Origin of the sequence: Bacillus sp. B15-48 (assembly GCF_016879755.1) — a bacterium.
Lineage (GTDB): Bacteria > Bacillota > Bacilli > Bacillales > Cytobacillaceae > Mesobacillus_B.
On the sequence record NZ_WOFU01000006.1, the window covers coordinates 254192 to 272159 of the forward strand.

The 17968-nt window shown below is 37.8% G+C and carries 21 protein-coding genes; 13 read left to right on the top strand and 8 right to left on the bottom strand.

Features of this window, described 5'->3' with window-relative positions; translation table 11 throughout:
- Positions 1–59 precede the first annotated feature (59 nt).
- Positions 60–251, bottom strand: a complete 192-nt coding sequence (locus GNT69_RS18945; protein ID WP_203556545.1) for a YkvS family protein — start codon at positions 249–251, stop codon at positions 60–62.
- 207 nt (positions 252–458) lie between these two features.
- Between GNT69_RS18945 and GNT69_RS18950 the strand changes: the two genes are divergently transcribed.
- From GNT69_RS18950 to GNT69_RS18965, 4 genes are all read left to right on the top strand, one after another.
- Positions 459–653 carry a hypothetical protein gene (locus tag GNT69_RS18950; protein ID WP_203556546.1) on the top strand — a complete coding sequence of 65 codons (195 nt, stop codon included), beginning with the start codon at positions 459–461 and terminating at the stop codon, positions 651–653.
- Positions 654–802: 149 nt separating this feature from the next.
- Complete coding sequence (locus GNT69_RS18955; RefSeq protein ID WP_203556547.1) at positions 803–1066, top strand: phosphocarrier protein HPr; 264 nt, start codon at positions 803–805, stop codon at positions 1064–1066.
- A 258-nt stretch (positions 1067–1324) separates the two neighbouring features.
- The gene (locus tag GNT69_RS18960; RefSeq protein ID WP_203556548.1) at positions 1325–2104 is read left to right on the top strand and encodes an SDR family oxidoreductase; all 780 of its coding nucleotides are present in this window, start codon (positions 1325–1327) and stop codon (positions 2102–2104) included.
- Positions 2105–2121: 17 nt separating this feature from the next.
- Positions 2122–2997, top strand: coding sequence for an NAD(P)-dependent oxidoreductase (locus GNT69_RS18965; RefSeq protein WP_203556549.1), 876 nt, complete (start codon positions 2122–2124; stop codon positions 2995–2997).
- Positions 2998–3110: 113 nt separating this feature from the next.
- Here GNT69_RS18965 and GNT69_RS18970 read toward each other — a convergent pair whose 3' ends face one another.
- From GNT69_RS18970 to GNT69_RS18980, 3 genes are all read right to left on the bottom strand, one after another.
- Positions 3111–4277: an aminotransferase A gene (locus GNT69_RS18970; protein ID WP_203556550.1), complete on the bottom strand. Its 1167-nt coding sequence runs from the start codon at positions 4275–4277 to the stop codon at positions 3111–3113.
- A gap of 125 nt (positions 4278–4402) precedes the next feature.
- Positions 4403–4873, bottom strand: a complete 471-nt coding sequence (locus GNT69_RS18975; protein ID WP_203556551.1) for a YkyB family protein — start codon at positions 4871–4873, stop codon at positions 4403–4405.
- A 142-nt stretch (positions 4874–5015) separates the two neighbouring features.
- Positions 5016–5891 (bottom strand): metallophosphoesterase, encoded by an 876-nt coding sequence (locus GNT69_RS18980; protein ID WP_203556552.1) that lies wholly within the window; start codon positions 5889–5891, stop codon positions 5016–5018.
- Positions 5892–6056: 165 nt separating this feature from the next.
- Here GNT69_RS18980 and GNT69_RS18985 point away from each other — a divergent pair, with 165 nt between their 5' ends.
- Positions 6057–7271 (top strand): EAL domain-containing protein, encoded by a 1215-nt coding sequence (locus GNT69_RS18985; protein ID WP_203556553.1) that lies wholly within the window; start codon positions 6057–6059, stop codon positions 7269–7271.
- A 49-nt stretch (positions 7272–7320) separates the two neighbouring features.
- Here the strand turns inward: GNT69_RS18985 and GNT69_RS18990 are convergent, their stop codons facing one another.
- Together GNT69_RS18990 and GNT69_RS18995 are read right to left on the bottom strand one after the other, a co-directional pair.
- Positions 7321–7557 (bottom strand): glutaredoxin family protein, encoded by a 237-nt coding sequence (locus GNT69_RS18990; RefSeq protein ID WP_203556554.1) that lies wholly within the window; start codon positions 7555–7557, stop codon positions 7321–7323.
- Between the two features lie 13 nt (positions 7558–7570).
- Positions 7571–8524 (bottom strand): MBL fold metallo-hydrolase, encoded by a 954-nt coding sequence (locus GNT69_RS18995; RefSeq protein WP_203556555.1) that lies wholly within the window; start codon positions 8522–8524, stop codon positions 7571–7573.
- Positions 8525–8708: 184 nt separating this feature from the next.
- On the opposite strand from GNT69_RS18995, the gene GNT69_RS19000 reads away from it, so the two are divergent.
- From GNT69_RS19000 to GNT69_RS19030, 7 genes are all read left to right on the top strand, one after another.
- Positions 8709–8945, top strand: a complete 237-nt coding sequence (locus tag GNT69_RS19000; RefSeq protein WP_203556556.1) for a YkuJ family protein — start codon at positions 8709–8711, stop codon at positions 8943–8945.
- 116 nt (positions 8946–9061) lie between these two features.
- A complete protein-coding gene (cbpB, locus tag GNT69_RS19005) occupies positions 9062–9478 on the top strand; it encodes a cyclic-di-AMP-binding protein CbpB (protein WP_203556557.1) in 417 nt (138 codons plus the stop codon).
- A gap of 58 nt (positions 9479–9536) precedes the next feature.
- Positions 9537–11045 (top strand): MDR family MFS transporter, encoded by a 1509-nt coding sequence (locus GNT69_RS19010; protein WP_203556558.1) that lies wholly within the window; start codon positions 9537–9539, stop codon positions 11043–11045.
- Positions 11046–11084: 39 nt separating this feature from the next.
- Entirely contained in the window at positions 11085–11969 is an 885-nt protein-coding gene (locus GNT69_RS19015) for a LysR family transcriptional regulator (protein ID WP_203556559.1), read from the top strand.
- Positions 11970–12056: 87 nt separating this feature from the next.
- Positions 12057–12767 (top strand): 2,3,4,5-tetrahydropyridine-2,6-dicarboxylate N-acetyltransferase, encoded by a 711-nt coding sequence (dapD, locus tag GNT69_RS19020; RefSeq protein WP_203556560.1) that lies wholly within the window; start codon positions 12057–12059, stop codon positions 12765–12767.
- Positions 12768–12837: 70 nt separating this feature from the next.
- Positions 12838–13956 carry an N-acetyldiaminopimelate deacetylase gene (locus tag GNT69_RS19025; protein ID WP_203556561.1) on the top strand — a complete coding sequence of 373 codons (1119 nt, stop codon included), beginning with the start codon at positions 12838–12840 and terminating at the stop codon, positions 13954–13956.
- A gap of 202 nt (positions 13957–14158) precedes the next feature.
- Entirely contained in the window at positions 14159–14815 is a 657-nt protein-coding gene (locus tag GNT69_RS19030; protein WP_203556562.1) for a potassium channel family protein, read from the top strand.
- Between the two features lie 45 nt (positions 14816–14860).
- Here the strand turns inward: GNT69_RS19030 and rnjA are convergent, their stop codons facing one another.
- Positions 14861–16528, bottom strand: a complete 1668-nt coding sequence (rnjA, locus tag GNT69_RS19035) for a ribonuclease J1 (RefSeq protein ID WP_203556563.1) — start codon at positions 16526–16528, stop codon at positions 14861–14863.
- A gap of 3 nt (positions 16529–16531) precedes the next feature.
- A complete protein-coding gene (locus GNT69_RS19040; RefSeq protein ID WP_203556564.1) occupies positions 16532–16744 on the bottom strand; it encodes a DNA-dependent RNA polymerase subunit epsilon in 213 nt (70 codons plus the stop codon).
- Positions 16745–17195: 451 nt separating this feature from the next.
- On the opposite strand from GNT69_RS19040, the gene GNT69_RS19045 reads away from it, so the two are divergent.
- Positions 17196–17966 carry a Cof-type HAD-IIB family hydrolase gene (locus GNT69_RS19045; RefSeq protein WP_203556565.1) on the top strand — a complete coding sequence of 257 codons (771 nt, stop codon included), beginning with the start codon at positions 17196–17198 and terminating at the stop codon, positions 17964–17966.
- The last annotated feature ends 2 nt before the right edge of the window (positions 17967–17968 follow it).

Consider the following 17968-nt stretch of genomic DNA (forward strand, 5'->3'; position numbering starts at 1 on the left):
TAATATTATTCTGCAATGAATTGGCTGGAAAGAAATTTTTCAGTTTAAGATTTTCGTAACTATTGCAGTGCTGCTTCTTTAATAATAGTATAATTTTTATGATTAATAACGGTTCTTTGTCCTAATTCGAGGTCCTGGTAATTGTCCATATAGGTTAAATCGACGATGACGGAATTTTCATTCACTTTCTCGACAATTCCCGTTAGTCCATCTCTGAATACGATTACATTCCCTACTTCTGCTTTTCTCAAAGAACTTCGCCCCAATCGACTGTAGTTTTCCACAATTTAATAAATTATACTATTATATAAAATGTATAAACAATTGTGGTGAAATTATTACTACCATATCTAAAATTCCCAACATATTCAATGTTTTTTTGTAAACGTTTTAATAACGTTAACAATTAACTAATATTAATGCTGTGTCATAGCATTAAATAACATGGAGGAGATTCAATGAACCGAGAGGATATAACCGCTGCATTAGAACAATTAAAAAATGGAACGATAGAGGAATTCTACGTACCGAAAATCGACTTCCTACCTGTTAGAAATGTATTGATAAATAGAGAGGATTTCAAACATTTTCAGGGTATTGCTCAACGTGGAGGAGATGTTGTTTATAAATATACGAAAAGTCCCCGCAGTTAATTTTCTGCAAAAATGACTCTTTTTGACGTGAAATTGGGTAAGCTACCAATAAGGTTAGTGGGAATTTGTTGTGAAAAGAGTCTTTTGCGAGCATTATCATTTCCACGAATGCTTATTTATTTACGATTCAAAAGGAGACTGATTGATCAATGGCAGAACAAAGATTTAAAGTAATTGCTAAAACAGGAATTCATGCGCGTCCAGCCACTTTATTAGTTCAGGCTGCTAGCAAATTTGATTCGGAAATACACCTTAAGTACAAAGATAAAAAGGTAAATTTAAAATCAATTATGGGCGTTATGTCCCTAGGGGTAGGGCAAGGTGCAGAAATCACGATTTTAACTGAAGGTAGTGATTCCGAAGATGCAATGAAAACGCTCGAAGAGACTTTAACAAAGGAAGGTTTAGTATAGCAATGAGTTGAGTCTTCTTATAGGTAAATTCGGTCCTGTCTTTGTAATAAAAATGTAAAAAGAACTTTTGTTTTAAATTTAGTTTATTGGGTATAAATTAATAAGCACTTTGGTAACAATAGTGATAAGTTAATCATTCTCATTTTCCCCCAATCTTAGTCGACTGTTTTCATACAGTCGGCTTTTTTTTATTCAAAATCAATGAAATGCAAACTAGAAGACTTTATAATAAAAATATACAAAAGGAGGGAAAAGCGTATGGATTTACAGCTTAAGGGGAAGGTAGCTGTCGTAGCGGCTTCAAGCCAAGGACTTGGCAAGGCAATTGCTGAGGAATTGTTAAAAGAAGGAGTAAAAGTAATCATCTCTGGGAGAGATGAAGAAAAGTTAAAACGTGTTGCTAATGAATTGGAAGCTTTTGGTTCGGTAGCATTTAAGCAGACAGATATTACAAATGTCAATGATATTAAAGATTTAATCGCTACTGCGATAGATACGTATGGGGGCATTGATATTCTCGTAAATAATGCTGGTGGACCTCCAGCAGGAAAGTTCGAGGCAATATCTGACGACGAGTGGCAACAGGCATTTGAATTGAATTTGCTGTCATATATTCGGTTAATTCGTGAAGCGTTGCCGTACTTAAAAATAAATGGTGGGAGAATTATTAATATTGCTTCGTCCTCTATTAAAGAACCGATTCCTGGATTGGTTTTATCGAATACACTCAGAACAGGGATTGTCGGTTTAACGAAGACGCTCTCAGAAGAACTTGCGCAATACAACATTTTAATTAATACGGTTGCACCAGGAAGGTTTGGAACGGATCGTGTCAAACATTTAGATGATGTAACGGCGAAACAGCTGAATGTTTCTAGAGAACAGGTTGAACAAAAGGCTAAAAATTCCATTCCATTGAAGCGATATGGAGAACCGGAAGAATTTGCTAAAGTTGTTGTTTTCCTTTCATCAAGTGCCAATTCATATATGACAGGCAGTTCGTTTTTAGTTGATGGAGGAATGGTGAAATCAATCTAAATAGACGGGGTGATTGAATGCTTACAAAAGAAAATACTGTCATCGGGTTTATCGGGACAGGTGTTATGGGGAAAAGCATGGCAGGTCACTTATTAAAAGCAGGCTACCCACTTTATGTTTTTACGAGAACGAAAGAAAAAGCCCAAGAGTTAGTTAATCAAGGTGCAAAATGGGCAAATACACCGAAAGAAATCGCGCAAAAAGCAAACGTCATAATTACCATTATCGGGTTTCCTTCCGATGTGGAAGAAGTCTATCTAGGCGAGAATGGTCTTGTAACAAATGGACGAAAAGATACATACTTAATTGATATGACAACATCTACTCCGAGTCTAGCCGGGAAAATTTATGAAGAGGCAAGCAAGAAAGGCATGTATGCACTCGATGCTCCAGTATCAGGTGGAGATATCGGTGCAAGGGAAGCGAAGCTTGCAATAATGGTTGGCGGGGATCAGGAAGCATACCAAAAAGTAGAACCAATTCTAAATACGTTAGGTTCGAATATTATTTTGCAAGGGAAAGCTGGTGCAGGTCAGCACACGAAAATGTGTAATCAAATTACAATTGCTTCCAATATGATTGGGGTGATTGAAGCCATTGTGTATGCTGAGAAAGCTGGGTTAGACCCAGACTCAGTCTTACAAACAATCACAACCGGTGCCGCTGGAAGTTGGTCGTTGTCTAATTTAGCCCCAAGAGTAATTAATGAGGATTTTGAACCAGGTTTTATGATTAAACATTTTATTAAAGATATGGGAATTGCCCTCGAGGAAGCGGAAAAAATGGGGTTGGAGATGCCGGGATTGAGTCTAGCACATTCATTATATAAAAAGTTACAAGCAACTGGTTATGGCGATCTTGGTACACAAGCGCTTTATAAATATTGGGATTAACGAACAAAACCGCTCCTATTTCGGAGCGGTCTTTTTAAGCTAATAGGAAAGTATAAATTTTTCAATTTATACTTTCCTAACGCATAAGGGCAACTACGCCTCTGTCTTCGCCCTTAGGGGCTCGCCAATCGGCGAGTTTTCTTTATGTAATTTTCTAGCCGGTTTAGACCCTCTGTCAGTGTTTCAATCGAATAAGCATAGGAAAGGCGGAAATAGCCTTCACCTAAAATAGAAAAGGCACTTCCAGGAACGACAGCGACCTTTTCCTCTTCTACAAGATCAAGAGCAAAACCAAAAGAAGATTTATTTGGTAAAGGGACTTTCACAAAGAAATAAAAGGCTCCATCTGGCTTAATAACTTCAAGGTCCATATCAATCAAACGAGAATAAACATAGTCCCGGCGTTTCATATACTCCACTTTCATATATTCAGCATCATCAATCCCTGTCGTTAAGGCTTCAATGGCAGCAACTTGTGAAACGGAAGAAGCACAGGTTACGTTATATTGATGAACTTTTAAAAGGTGCTTCGTCACATATTCAGGAGCAAACAACATACCAATTCTCCATCCTGTCATCGAATGGGATTTGGATAAGCCATTAATGACAATTGTTTGCTCACGAAGAAAGGTGGCAATTGAAGTATGACGGTGATCGTAAGCGAGTTCACTATAAATTTCATCAGCTAGAATAAAAATATCCTTTCCCTTGACTAGTTTGGCAATTTCCTCTAATTCAGGTCCGGTCAGACTGACACCGGTTGGGTTCGATGGATAAGGGAGGACAATACATCTTGTTTTGTCAGTTATATATTGTTTAATAATGTTGGCTGTGAAACGGAAATCGTTTTCGGTAATATCTGCATATACTGGTTGAGCACCGCAAAGTTTGATGAGCGGCTCGTATCCTGGATAAACAGGTCCAGGGAGAATAACCTCCACACCAGGTTCAAGAATGGTTCTAAAAACGATATCAATTGCTTCACTTGCTCCTGATGTAATAATCACTTCAGATTCCGGTAAATAAGGGATTCCGTACTTTTCTATGTAAAAATTGGCAGCGGCTTTCCTTAGTTCCAGGAACCCTGCATTATGCGTATAAGTTGTTTTGTTTTTATCAATTCCCTTTTTCGCAGCACGTTTCACATGTTCCGGTGTAGGAAAATCTGGTTGTCCGATTGTAAGTGAAATCATCCCCTCTACATCTGCTACTAAGTTGAAAAATTTTCTAATGCCCGATATTTCAATTTCTTTTACTTTATGATTAATTAAATGATCCACTTTTTAGTGCTCCTTCTTTAAGTTATTTCCATTTTACCATGAAGAAGGGGCATGAAAAATAAAAAGACCAGGCTGTATGCCTGGATCATATAGGTTAATGTCAGAATTTTAAAAAGAGGGGAGTCTTAAAAATAACTTTCCCCTAGTTTTTTAAATACTGGTTTTTCGTATTGTTTTTTCCTTTTAAACGAGCGGGGCGGCTGATCTTCCTTAATTCCGGTGAATTGGAGAAGAAGTGTCTTTGCCTGTGCTAACGAAATTTTAGCTTTAGGATTTCGGATTGCGCTATCCAATTTCCCTAAATGAGGGAGAACATCAAAGTCACTTTTGGTTGGTGGAATGTGAAAAGAATATTCGCCGCAAACAATGAGTACGTCTGACTGCTGCTGGCTTAATTTTGGGTTTCTTGAAAAATGTAGTCCTATTTTTTTTGCCTTTCCTTCCCTAACCAGCTTTAACAATGCTTCATGTTTAAGGTGATATAAAAATTTTGGGTTAGGGGCAGTTTTTGCATGTCGGTTGACAATGTAGATAGCTTGGGAGAGGTTTTCAATAGTTAGACTTAATGGGGAGTACCTGTTCCGTTCGCTGTTCAAATTTAGAAACTCCTTTCAAAGTACGGGGTTATACAAATATTATACCCTGTTTTATTCTAGAAAAAAACAAAAAATGGGCATATTGATTAGTACATTTGAAATTTCCCGAAAAAGTTTATGAATAACCGATAAATTTCTGTATTTACACCTGTGCAGACAGCGTAAACAATGTTAGCTCAGGCTTTGAGAAAAAACGGAATGGCAGCCTAGTTGTTCCAAGCCCTCGATTCACATATAAAGTCAATCCTTTGTCCTCATCACCTAAATAGTAAAAGCCTTCCGTGTACTTCTTTCCTTGGGGAGGAGTCACGAGTGGGCCATAAAATGGAATCTGTATTTGACCGCCATGACTGTGTCCACTTAATTGAAAATCGATGTTATATGTAGTCGCCGCAGAAGCTAAATCAGGAGCGTGTGATAACAAAATCTTATATGATTTCTCTGGGATATTCTTTATTGTTTCATCAAGACTTGGCTTCCCAAGCATTGCATCATCGACACCAAGAAGATAGATTGAAGCTTCATTTAAGAGCTCGATTTTTTCAGCTTCATTAACCAAAAGTGAAAAACCCGAACTTTCAATAATATCTCGATAAATATCTGATCCGTATCCGCCATGGTCATGGTTTCCATATACAGCAAACTTACCGAAATTAGCGTTTAAGTCCCTTAAATTGCGCGAAATTTTCTCGGTTTCCTTAAAATCACTAGGGTCATCCATTAAATCCCCTGTGAACACGATTATATCTGGTTCAAGATTATTGATTTTAGCAATAAGTTTTTGGAATTGATTAAGGTCATAGTGAAATCCAATATGTGTGTCACTAAATTGAACAATTTTAAAGCCATCGAAAGCGGGCGGAATCGCAGAATTAATGATTTTATGGTGGGTGACATCGAGCATCCTTGGCTCAATTTCATGAGCATAAAAATAGCCGCCTGTGCTAATTCCAGCTAGGGCAAACAAGCTTCCAAATGTATATTTTAAAAATGATTTTCTTGAGATTTTCTTTGGCATACTATTACCAACCTATACAAAAAATTTCTTAATACTGTCAAACTTGTATATAAAAATGAAGCATAAAGGCACTTTATGGAAAAAGAATCCAGTGGTAAAATGGTTTTTATACGAGTAACTAGCAGTTGAAAGCTGCTTAAAAAAGTGATTCAGGGAGAGGGAAAAATGGATCCTTTAGAAATTCTAACAGATTTAGATAATGTTATCCCTTATTTTCAACCAATCTTTAGTGCGGATGAACATCGGGTAATTGCTTATGAACTCCTGGGCAGGTATATTACGAAAAATGGACCTATTAGTCTGGGCCCGTTCTTTCAGGATAAAGAAATTCCAGATGAATACCGGTTAGAAGTGGATTTAGCGGTACTCGAAAAAGCCTTTTCTACCGCCATTCCTTATGAAAAAGATATCCTTTTATTTATTAATCGCGATGCGGATTTATTGATCCACGATGCGGATGAGAAGCTAGTTAAGCTGATCTTATCCTTTAAAGAAAAGGGCTTAAGTCCGAATCAAATTGTTTTTGAAGTGTCTGAACGCAATTCAGATGGTGATTTAGAAGATTTAGACCATCTTTTGCGTTATTACCGTACGTATGGTTTTAAACTAGCCATTGATAAGATGGGAAATGATAGTAGTCATTTAGATCGAATTATTCAACTGGAGCCAGATATTTTAAAAGTCGATCTTCAGGCGCTAAAGTCTACAGCGACAGGACCTGCTTATCAAAATATTTTATTTTCGCTTTCCATGCTTGCCCGGAAAATCGGGTCGATGCTATTGTTTGAAAATATTGAAACTGCTTATCAACTCCAATATGCTTGGAGAAATGGTGGACGGTATTACCAAGGGTTCTATTTGATGGAGCCACAGAGTAAGTTTGTTGAACGAGACGTATTAAAGAACCGGTTAAGGCAAGAATGCCATGAATTTATCTTATCAGAAAAGAAAAAGCTTGAGAACTTATTTTCATTACAGGAAGAATTTGACGTCAAGGTTCAAGAATCCTTAAATCGCCATCGTAAACTCCAGGATTATACTCTGTTATTAGAACAACTGGCATTGGAATTGGATGAGATGGCTTTTAGAATGTACATTTGCGATGAAGATGGGTTTCAAAAATCCCCTAATATATTTAAGCAAGGATATGATTGGATTTCTCAGCCAGAATATCAGGAGAAAAATTGGAGCTGGCGTCCTTATTTTCTTGAGAATATTATTAAAATGAGAAATGAAAAAAAAGGCATTCTTTCCGACCGATATAATGACATTGAGACCGGGGAGCACATCAGAACCTTTTGTTTACCAATTGATAAAAACCATTTCCTGTTTATCGACCTTGCTTCTTCTTATTTATATAATCGGGAAGGTTTGTTCTAAGTTAAAACACCCTCTAAAAACGACCTCAATTGAGGTCGTTTTTAGGAGTCTACTTCTGTTTAAGTACTTTTTCCAATCGCTCGAGGTCAAAACCGGTAATCACTTCGTTGCCGATAATTACAGTGGGTGTTGAGGAGGATTGATACGTATGAATTAACTCGTTACGGGCGTCTGCGTCATTGGTGATGTTTTTCTCGTTGAATGAAATCTTTTGGTCGTTTAAATACATTTTCACGATTTTACAAGGAGGGCATTCGTCTTGTGTATAAACAATAATTTCTGCCATAATCGTTCCTCCATTAAGTATTTTTCTTGGTTAAGTAATCGATGAGACCCATTGCGCTTACTTGTACATCGAGAGAAAGGATTTTATAAATCGGATCTTTATCGTGTACTCCTCTTATCTGTAACTCCTTTTGGATTTTTTCTAAAATACGTTTAGATGCGATCTCTGTTTTATTGTCAAAATCACTTCCTTCAGTATATGCAACCTTGGCTTCTGCAACAAAGACCTCAAGCCATGCTTCAACCTGTTTGAAAACTTCTTGTGGGTTCTCGGACATTCCGTAATGTCCAAAAAAAATACGATCAACAGCCTGTCTTTTATACTTTTCAATTGAAGTTAACATTTTGTCTGGATCAAATTGGTTCGGGGAGGTTGTAGGTAAATAAAATTCAATCCCTTTTCGATGTAGCTGTGGATAATAAATCCCCGATGTATCTCCAGTGAAGATTCCATTAACTCCTGAATGATAAATACTGAAGTGATGATTCGCGTGTCCAGGGGTGTCGAAAAAAGTCAGGGAACAATTCGCACCAATTTCCAGCGTATCTCCATCGTTCTTTATTACTAGTCGATCTTCTGGTATTGGAAGAATTGGGTTAAATAAGCTGTCGAAATCTTCACCATAAACCGTCTTTGCGCTTGCAATCAGTCTAGAGGGGTCTGCAAGATGCCTTGCTCCTTTAGAGTGAACAAATACTGTTGCGTTGGGACAGTGTGTTAGAAGCAGACCAGCTCCCCCGGAATGATCAAGATGAATATGAGTAACGATAATATTCTTTACTTCTTCTAGAGCCAAACCTAATTCTTTTAGACCATTTAAAATATGAGGGACAGAGGGACTTGCTGACGTTTCGATGATCGTTAAATCTTGTTCCAATAATACATATGAACCTGTTCTCTCTTCCACTCCTAAATCGAAGCCATCAATTAAGTGAACTTTTTCGGTTAATTGGACCGGTTTTTTCAATTTATTTCACACCTTTCGTAAGCTTTTGCTTGTACAAATGCCTCACATTATTTTATTCTGTTAATATTGGCATGTAAAGGAATAAACCGGAGAAGATTCAGAATTTATTTCGATTGGATAGAATCATGTCTAAAGTAAAACCTAGTGTTAACGAATAGTGTTGTTAGAAAGGAGAGGAATAGCTATGTCACAACTTCAAGGTATTATTACAAGGTTGAAAAGTTTACAAGAACAAGCCGAAAATGGTGAACCTGCCCAACGGTTTTTTGAGGTGAATGGTGACCGTAAATGTCAAGTTACATTTCATCCCAAAACAGAAACGTATGAGCTTGAGGTATACAATGAAAAAGATAAGCCAAAAAAATATCAATTTGATAATATCGATATGATTACAATTGAAATTTTTGATTTAATTCAATAAAGGGCCCCTAAAAGGGCTCTTTTTATTTAGGTATAAATGATAGGCAATTTCAGCAAAATACGTTGAGTTATGATAAAATAGGAAGGATAGAAATGAATACTAGGGAGTTTTTGTAAATGTTTAGTTTGCAGAGTGATGGATTTTTACAAATAAATATAAAAGATGTTATCGTCCCCTCTGAAAGAGTTGCCCATGTTCAGATTGGGAATAGCCTTGAACATGCATTGTTGGTGTTAACAAGAAGTGGATATACAGCCATTCCTGTGTTGGATCCTCATTATCGTTTGCACGGTTTAATAAGCACACCGATTATTATGGACTCGATTTTAGGTCTTGAAAGAATAGAGTTTGAGCTTTTAGAAAAAAAACGAGTCGAAGAGGTTATGAATAAGGATATCCCAAGAATAAGAATTGAATCTACCCTCCAATCTTCCTTAAGTTATCTTGTTGATCATCCTTTTGTTTGTGTTGAAGACAAAAATGGTTTTTTTGAAGGGATATTAACAAGAAGGGCTGTTTTAAAGCAATTATAAAACCAAGCCTCCCGGGTCGCCGGTGGCTATAGTTTTAACATACATAGGGGGAGAGGGTATGAAGGAAGATTCAAGAACTCCTCAACCGCAACGCGATGGTCGCCAGACGAACCGACCGCTCGTATTAGCAGCCATTATGTTGGCGACATTTATGGGAGCGATTGAGGCGACAATTGTATCGACGGCAATGCCCGAAATAGTTGGTGACTTAGGTGGATTCTCTTTATATAGCTGGGTCTTCTCAGCATATTTATTGATGAATGCAGTTACAGTACTAATTTACGGGAAACTTGCGGATTTATTCGGAAGAAAACCAATTCTTATTTTTGGGATAACAATCTTCTTGATTGGCTCTGTTCTATGTGGGTTCGCTCAGTCTATGGAGATGCTCGTTTTGTTTCGTTTTATTCAAGGATTTGGTGCGGGTGCTGTGATGCCCATTGCGACAACAATTGTAGGGGATATATATTCTAAAGAAGAACGAGCAAAGATTCAAGGATATTTATCGAGCGTTTGGGGAATTTCCGCTATCTCTGGTCCAGCTATTGGTGGCCTCTTAGTAGAGTATGTAAGCTGGAGATATGTTTTTTGGATTAATATCCCTCTTGGGTTTCTTGCGATTGCAGGAATTTGTTTTTTCTTATATGAAAACGTGGAAAAGAAAAAACATAGAATTGATTACTCGGGAGCGATTCTCTTAACGATAGCGGTTAGCACATTGATGATTCTCCTTGTTGAGGGGGGAGTGAATATCGACTGGACTTCTTCTTTAGGAATCGTTCTTGTTCTAGCTAGTATCATTGCCATTGTTTTATTTGTTTTAAATGAACAAAGGGCTGCGGAACCGATGATGCCATTTAGTATTTGGCGAGAGCGCTCAATCCTCGTTGCAAACCTCACGTCACTTGTAACAGGGATTATCTTAATTGGTATTTCCAGCTTTCTGCCTGCTTTTGTACAAGGTGTCATGGAAAGGTCGCCGATAGTTGCAGGTTTTACGTTGACAGCGATGTCAATTGGATGGCCGATTGCTGCTACGTTTTCTGGAAAACTGCTTTTAAAGATTGGCTTGCGAATGACTTCTCTCTTTGGAGGAGGTTCGTTAATTCTTGGGAGTTTAATATTTGCTACTCTATCTCCGGCTGCGGGTCCTCTATGGGCAGCTGTGGGTTCATTCGTAATTGGTGTAGGTATGGGGCTGACAACGACCGCGTTTATTGTCTCCATCCAAAGCACTGTTTCCTGGGAACAGCGTGGAGCTGCTACTGCGAGTAACTCCTTTATGAGGAATTTAGGGAATACAATTGGAGCAGCTTTGTTAGGAGGAGTTTTAAATAGCAGTATTCAAAACAAATTATCTAGCCAAGCTGATTTAGGGAATAATGAAATGTCCCTTGACTCCATCAATTCACTATTAGGTGAAAGTCAGCGGAATCAATTGTCACCAGAGATGAAACTTCAATTGCAGGACGCCCTTACAAGCTCTTTACATACGGTGTATCTTGTCGTCCTATTCTTTGCAATTGTAAGTTTGTTGCTTATTTTATTTTTACCAAAAAAAGACTAATAAAACTGCATAGACAGGTTTTGTAACGAGGTGTTCCATATGTCTTCGCTTTCAGAAATTCAACTGCTCTCGATTCTTGCTCAAGAAATGAATATGAGAAAAGCTGCTGAACGACTTTTTGTTTCTCAGCCAGCTTTGTCACAACGTTTACAGACAATTGAAAAGGAATGGGGGACAAAGTTGTTCATTCGTTCGCAGAAAGGGTTAACTTTAACACCAGCTGGTGAAATAGTTATCGAGTTTGCAAATGAGATGATTGGGAAGGAAGAAAAAGTTCGTGAAGCGATCTCTGCTTTAGATTCAGAAATCAATGGGACGCTTAAAATTGCAGTTGCATCAATTGTTGGCCAAAATTGGCTTCCGCAAGTATTGAAGAAATTTGTTAATCGATACCCACAGGCGAAAATCTCTTTAATAACGGGTTGGAGTAGTGAAATCGCTAAAGCTCTCTATGAGGGAGAAGCACATATAGGAATTATCCGTGGGACACCTGATTGGAAGGGAGTCAAATTCCATTTATTTAAGGATTGTCTTTTCTTTGTAGATACTGAAATGACGAAGCCAGAACAAATTTTAGAAACAGATCGGCCGTTCATCCAATTTAAAAGTGATTCAAATTATTATCAAGAAATTCAAGAATGGTGGATGAGAACTTTTCAACATGCTCCAAAACGAACGATTATTGTTGACCAAATCGAAACATGTAAGCAAATGACATTGAATGGAATCGGTTATGCGATTCTCCCTGAGATTACGCTAAATGGAATGGAAGACGGAGATATTTTTAAAATTCCGCTTCTTGATGAACAGGGAAAAGCTCTCAAACGAGAAACATGGTTAATTGGCTATGAATCAGCATTTCAACTAAAACAGGTACAGGCATTTATTGAGATTATGAAGGAACATATTGAAGAATCAAACTGATTGTTTATGTAATTTTCTTGTTTTACGTACCGTAGTTTGGTAAATGGATTTTTAGTGAAAATACGTACTTGTTGGAGGGAAAAACCGATGAAAATGATGGATGCAAACGAAATTATTACTTATATTCAAAATAGTAAAAAATCAACACCTGTAAAGGTTTATGTTAAAGGAGATTTGGAAGGAATCGATTTCGGTCCGAGTGCGAAAACGTTTATTAATGGGAATGTAGGTGTTGTATTCGGTGAATGGTCTGAGTTAAATCGAGTACTTGAAAACAATCAAGCGAAAATTGACGAGTATGTGATTGAAAATGATTGTCGAAATTCAGCCATTCCTTTATTGGATATAAAAAACATCAAAGCGCGAATCGAGCCAGGGGCGATTATTCGTGACCAGGTTGAAATTGGTGACAATGCAGTAATTATGATGGGTGCTTCGATTAATATTGGGGCTGTTATTGGCGAAGGTACTATGATTGATATGAATGTCGTTCTTGGTGGACGAGCTATTGTCGGGAAGAACTGTCATATTGGTGCAGGAACCGTTTTAGCAGGGGTAATTGAACCACCATCAGCCAAGCCTGTAATCGTAGAAGATGATGTTGTTATCGGGGCAAATGCAGTTGTGCTTGAAGGTATTACAGTTGGAAAAGGTGCAGTAGTAGCTGCTGGGGCGATTGTTATTAACGATGTTCCACCATATACGGTTGTTGCTGGAACACCGGCTCGCGTTATTAAAGAGATTGATGAAAAAACGAAATCGAAGACAGAAATTAAACAAGAACTTCGTGAATTATAAAAAATCATGTATGGGAAAAGAGTGGATTAATACCGCGCTTTCATATTGACTGAACGAGGGGGTTTCCAGCATGGAGAGGTTTGTACAAATAAGAAGAGACCTTCATATGATTCCAGAGTTAGGTTTTCAAGAGTTTAAAACGCAGGAATATATACTCCGATACATAAAAAGTTTGCCTCAAGAACGGCTTGAAATAAAAACATGGGAAACAGGCATTTTTGTGAAAGTTAATGGGTTAAATCCTAAAAAAACAATCGGGTATCGTGCAGATATTGATGGCCTACCGATCACGGAAGAAACCGAATATGATTTTAAATCTACACATGAAGGTCGAATGCATGCCTGTGGCCATGATTTTCATATGACGATTGCTTTAGGACTGATATCGCACTTTGCGGAATATCCAGTAGATGATCATTTATTATTCATTTTTCAGCCAGCAGAGGAAGGTCCTGGGGGAGCTGAACCGATGCTCCAGTCAACTATAATGCAGGAATGGAAGCCTGATGTTATCTTAGGCCTTCACATTGCACCAGAGTATCCGGTGGGAACGATTGCATTGAAGGAAGGTCTATTATTTGCAAATACTTCCGAACTGTTCGTTGATTTGAAAGGAAAAGGCGGTCACGCAGCCTATCCCCATCATACGAATGATATGATTATTGCGGCATGCAGTTTAGTCACTCAATTACAAACAATTGTTGCTCGTAATGTCGATCCTCTTGACAGTGCTGTGGTTACAGTCGGGAAAATAACTGGGGGAACAGTGCAAAACATTATTGCTGAAACAGCTCGAATTGAGGGAACGGTTCGAACTCTTTCACTAGAGTCCATGATGAAGGTAAAGAAACGAATCTTATCCCTTGTCGAGGGCATAGAGGTTGGCTATGAGTGTAAAGCTACCGTTGATTTCGGTGCGATGTATCATCAAGTGTACAATGACCCATCCTTAACAAAGGAATTTTTCGAATTTGTCAAAAACATTGAAAATGTTGATGCGATTAGATGTAAAGAAGCGATGACAGGAGAAGATTTTGGATTTATGTTAAAGGAAATTCCAGGGTTTATGTTTTGGCTTGGAGTAGATTCAGGTTATGGGCTGCATCACTCGAAACTACAACCAAATGAGGGAGCAATTGAAACTGCGATTACGTTATTAATAAAATATATTCAATATAAAGGAATGTAACTGAGGAATAATACGCTAATCAACAGACTGTAATCTGCGCTAAATGATAGAAACCTGACCAGAAGTTGGTCAGGTTTCTCGTTCTAGAATGGCTTTAAGGGTGTTTTTTTTAATGACTCGTGAAAGCTTGTTAATCTAGTAACATACTATGTGAATCGGTTATGATAAAATAAGAGAGAAGCTATTTTTAGGGGGAAACAGTATGAAGAAAGAGTTTGCTGTCATCGGCCTAGGACGGTTTGGTGGGAGTATTTGCCAAGAACTGGCCGAACAGGACATGTCTGTACTTGCTATAGATAATGATGTTGATCGTGTGCAAAAATTCGCCTCAATTGCTTCACATGCTGTGTGTGCAGATACAACAGATGAAAAGGTATTAAAGGACTTAGGCATTCGAAATTTTGACCATGTAATCGTAGCGATTGGCGATGATTTACATGCTAGTATTTTGACAACCCTTATGTTAAAGGAGTTAGGAGTTAAAAAGGTTACTGCAAAGGCACAAAATGATTATCATGAAAAAGTTTTATTGAAAATCGGGGCAGATTTTGTTGTTCACCCTGAACGAGATATGGGTAAAAGAATTGCCCATAATATGGTTTCCAATAATGTCCTCGACTATTTGGAGCTTTCTGACGAGCATAGTATTGCGGAAATCGTTGCGAGTCAACGACTCGATGGAAATTCAATTCTTGACTTAGATATTCGCGCTAAATTCGGGATTAATATTGTAGCGATTAAAAGGAAAAATGAAATCCTTGTTTCACCACAGGCGGATGAAGTCATTCAGGCTGACGATATTTTAATTATCATTGGTGCGGATACGGATATTAATCGTTTTGAAAAAAAGGCCTTATAGAGAAGTGAAAAACCTGCTACTTAATTTCTAGTAGCAGGTTTGTTTTTACACTTCCATAATAATCGGTAAGATCATTGGACGGCGTTTTGTTTTCTCGTAAAGGAATGGAGCTAAAGTATCTGTAATTTCATTTTTAATCTCTGACCATTGTGTTGTCCGACGCTCCATCACTTTATTCAAGTGCTTGGATATAAGGCTTTGAGCATCATTAATCAAATCTCCAGATTCTCTCATATAAACAAAACCGCGAGAAATCAGGTCAGGACCTGATGCGATCTTAAATTCTTTCATATTGATGCTGACAACAACTACGACTAGCCCCTCTTCAGATAGAATTCGTCGGTCGCGAAGGACGATATTTCCGATATCACCAATCCCGCTCCCATCAATATAGACAGATCCTGACGGGATTTTTCCTGCAACTTGTGCCTCATTTTCTCCTAGAGCAAGCACTTCACCATTATCCATGATAAAGCAATTCTCCTCGGGTACTCCACAGTCAGTAGCAAGCCTAGCATGTGTTTTTTGCATTCTAAATTCTCCGTGAATCGGCATAAAGAATTTCGGTTTAATTAGACGCAACATTAATTTTTGTTCCTCTTGGCCCCCATGTCCAGAAGTGTGGATGTCGCTTAATTTTCCATGAATGACTTCTGCTCCTGCGCGGGAAAGCAAATTAATTGTTCTGTTTACGCTTAAAGTATTGCCAGGAATCGGTGAAGATGAGAAAACGACGGTATCTCCAGGGATAATTTGAATTTGCCGATGTGTACCATTGGCAATTCTTGAGAGGGCTGCCATTGGTTCTCCTTGGCTTCCAGTACAAAGGATGGTTACTTCGTTTGCTGGAAGTCGGTTAATTTGTTGAGTCTCAATAAATGTATCTTTGGGCGCACGGATGTAGCCAAGGTCTTGTCCGATTAAAATGGCTGCCTCCATACTACGACCGAACACAGCAATTTTTCTTCCGTTTGCAACGGCTGCTTCTGTGACTTGTTGAAGTCGATGGATATTAGAAGCGAACGTAGCAAAGATAACTCTTCCATCCACTTTTCGGAAAATATCATGGATGTTATCTCCTACACGTCTTTCGGACATTGTAAAGTCAGGGACCTCTGCATTTGTACTGTCAGATAAAAGGCATAGAACTCCTTCTTTGCCGATTTCAGCCATCTTTGTTAAGTTTGCCGGTTCGCCTACAGGTGTAAAGTCAAATTTAAAATCGCCAGTATGGACGATTTGCCCTGGAGGAGTTTTTACAACAATTCCATAAGAGTCCGGAATACTATGTGTCGTCCGGAAAAAGGAAACAGATGTTTTGCGAAACTTGATGACATCTTCCTCTTTAATTTCATGCATTTTTGTTTGTCGAACTAAACCATGCTCTTCTAATTTATTACGAATAAGTCCGAGCGCTAGTTTCCCTCCATAGATGGGAATGTTGATTTGCTTTAATAAATATGGGATGCCTCCGATATGGTCTTCATGACCATGTGTGACAAAAAGGCCTTTAATCTTATCTTGGTTCTTAACTAAATATGAATAATCGGGAATAACGTAATCAATCCCTAACAATTCATCTTCTGGGAATTTAATACCTGCATCAATGAGGATGATTTCATCTTGAAACTGCACTCCGTACGTATTTTTCCCGATTTCCCCCAATCCTCCAAGGGCAAAAACAGCTGTTTGATCATTTTTAACAAATTTCATAAACTATTCCTTCTCCAATACTTCAAAATCTTCGTTTAGTTTTTCGTATTCTAGATATTTACCATCTACCAATTGAATATACTCGATATTATAAGGGCGTCCTACTAACTTCTTCCTAACCTCTCGCTCCGAATTGGCCTCTATAAATAGAGTCCGTGTTTTCTCCCTGACTGCCACTTCTGTTTTTTGTTCTTGGTAATAAACTTTGAATATCATTAAACTCTCTCTCCTTATTCGCAAACTTTCTATAATAAAATATTTCTTAAGCTGTTTTAAAATTTAGATTCCGACTTTTTCCGCTTTTACCAATGTACAATAAGGAAGGAGCCCTTCGCAAGTTTGAAGGGCTCAAATTAGGCGATTGTTTTTTTACGAAGCAATTCATTCCACTGTTTTAAAAGCTTACGTCTTAGCTTCTTTAACATTGTGGATCAACTCCTTATAATTCTATTTTAAACCATCCTTGTCGAAAGTGAAAGAAGTCAAGGAAAGTTTAGCGGAAATCATTTCATTGATTTTCTTTGTTGTCTTATTATGTGTGGAAAAAAGTGATTCCAACGTGGGTAAAAATGGAAAAAGGAGTTGATCTAGAGGTTAATTGACAACATACTATCGAAAGCTTAGTCTGTTGGTATAAAAGCGATTATAAATAGTTAAGGAGAAAGATATGAGTAAAATTGTGTTTTTTGATATTGATGGTACTTTATTGAATCAAGAAAAAAATTTGCCTGTTTCTACAAAGGAAGCAATTTTTGAATTGAAAAAAAGAGGAATTTATGTAGCAATTGCAACAGGACGTGCTCCGTTTATGTTTGAGGAGCTTCGTGAGGAGTTAGAAATTGAATCATTTGTTAGTTTTAATGGCCAATATGTAGTTTATGAAAACGAAGTCATTTATCAACAGGCTTTAAATCAGCTAGAATTGGAGAAATTAGCAAAACAGAGTGAAATAAATGGACATCCGCTCGTGTTTATGAATGAAAAAACGATGAAGGCCTCTGTACCGCATCATAATTATATTGAGGAGTGCTTGGCAGGCCTAGGATTTCCGCACCCTGTTGAAGAGAGGGAGTTTTTTAGGGGAAAAAGAATTTTGCAAACGCTGATTTTCTGTGAAGAACAAGAAGAAAAGTTTTATTCACAACAATATCAGGATTTCAAATTTATTCGCTGGCATCAATTTTCAGCAGATATATTGCCAGGAGCAGGTTCTAAGGCAATAGGGATTCAAAAGCTCATCGAACGATTAGGGTTTAAATTAGACGATGTCTACGCTTTTGGTGATGGTTTAAACGATATTGAAATGATTCAAACGGTTGGAACTGGGGTGGCAATGGGGAATGCAGTAGACTCGTTAAAAAAATACGCGGACCACGTTACTGCTGATGTAAGTAATGAAGGAATATGGAAAGGATTAAAAACACTAGATTTAATTTAAAA

Bases quoted from the DNA above. Each gene is read 5' to 3' on its own strand.
- GNT69_RS18950 (WP_203556546.1), top strand. From the start codon at position 459: ATGAACCGAGAGGATATAACCGCTGCATTAGAACAATTAAAAAATGGA.
- GNT69_RS18955 (WP_203556547.1), top strand. From the start codon at position 803: ATGGCAGAACAAAGATTTAAAGTAATTGCTAAAACAGGAATTCATGCG.
- GNT69_RS18960 (WP_203556548.1), top strand. From the start codon at position 1,325: ATGGATTTACAGCTTAAGGGGAAGGTAGCTGTCGTAGCGGCTTCAAGC.
- GNT69_RS18965 (WP_203556549.1), top strand. From the start codon at position 2,122: ATGCTTACAAAAGAAAATACTGTCATCGGGTTTATCGGGACAGGTGTT.
- GNT69_RS18980 (WP_203556552.1), bottom strand. From the start codon at position 5,891: ATGCCAAAGAAAATCTCAAGAAAATCATTTTTAAAATATACATTTGGA.
- GNT69_RS18985 (WP_203556553.1), top strand. From the start codon at position 6,057: ATGGATCCTTTAGAAATTCTAACAGATTTAGATAATGTTATCCCTTAT.
- GNT69_RS18990 (WP_203556554.1), bottom strand. From the start codon at position 7,557: ATGGCAGAAATTATTGTTTATACACAAGACGAATGCCCTCCTTGTAAA.
- GNT69_RS19000 (WP_203556556.1), top strand. From the start codon at position 8,709: ATGTCACAACTTCAAGGTATTATTACAAGGTTGAAAAGTTTACAAGAA.
- cbpB (WP_203556557.1), top strand. From the start codon at position 9,062: ATGTTTAGTTTGCAGAGTGATGGATTTTTACAAATAAATATAAAAGAT.
- GNT69_RS19010 (WP_203556558.1), top strand. From the start codon at position 9,537: ATGAAGGAAGATTCAAGAACTCCTCAACCGCAACGCGATGGTCGCCAG.
- GNT69_RS19015 (WP_203556559.1), top strand. From the start codon at position 11,085: ATGTCTTCGCTTTCAGAAATTCAACTGCTCTCGATTCTTGCTCAAGAA.
- dapD (WP_203556560.1), top strand. From the start codon at position 12,057: ATGAAAATGATGGATGCAAACGAAATTATTACTTATATTCAAAATAGT.
- GNT69_RS19025 (WP_203556561.1), top strand. From the start codon at position 12,838: ATGGAGAGGTTTGTACAAATAAGAAGAGACCTTCATATGATTCCAGAG.
- GNT69_RS19030 (WP_203556562.1), top strand. From the start codon at position 14,159: ATGAAGAAAGAGTTTGCTGTCATCGGCCTAGGACGGTTTGGTGGGAGT.
- rnjA (WP_203556563.1), bottom strand. From the start codon at position 16,528: ATGAAATTTGTTAAAAATGATCAAACAGCTGTTTTTGCCCTTGGAGGA.
- GNT69_RS19040 (WP_203556564.1), bottom strand. From the start codon at position 16,744: ATGATATTCAAAGTTTATTACCAAGAACAAAAAACAGAAGTGGCAGTC.
- GNT69_RS19045 (WP_203556565.1), top strand. From the start codon at position 17,196: ATGAGTAAAATTGTGTTTTTTGATATTGATGGTACTTTATTGAATCAA.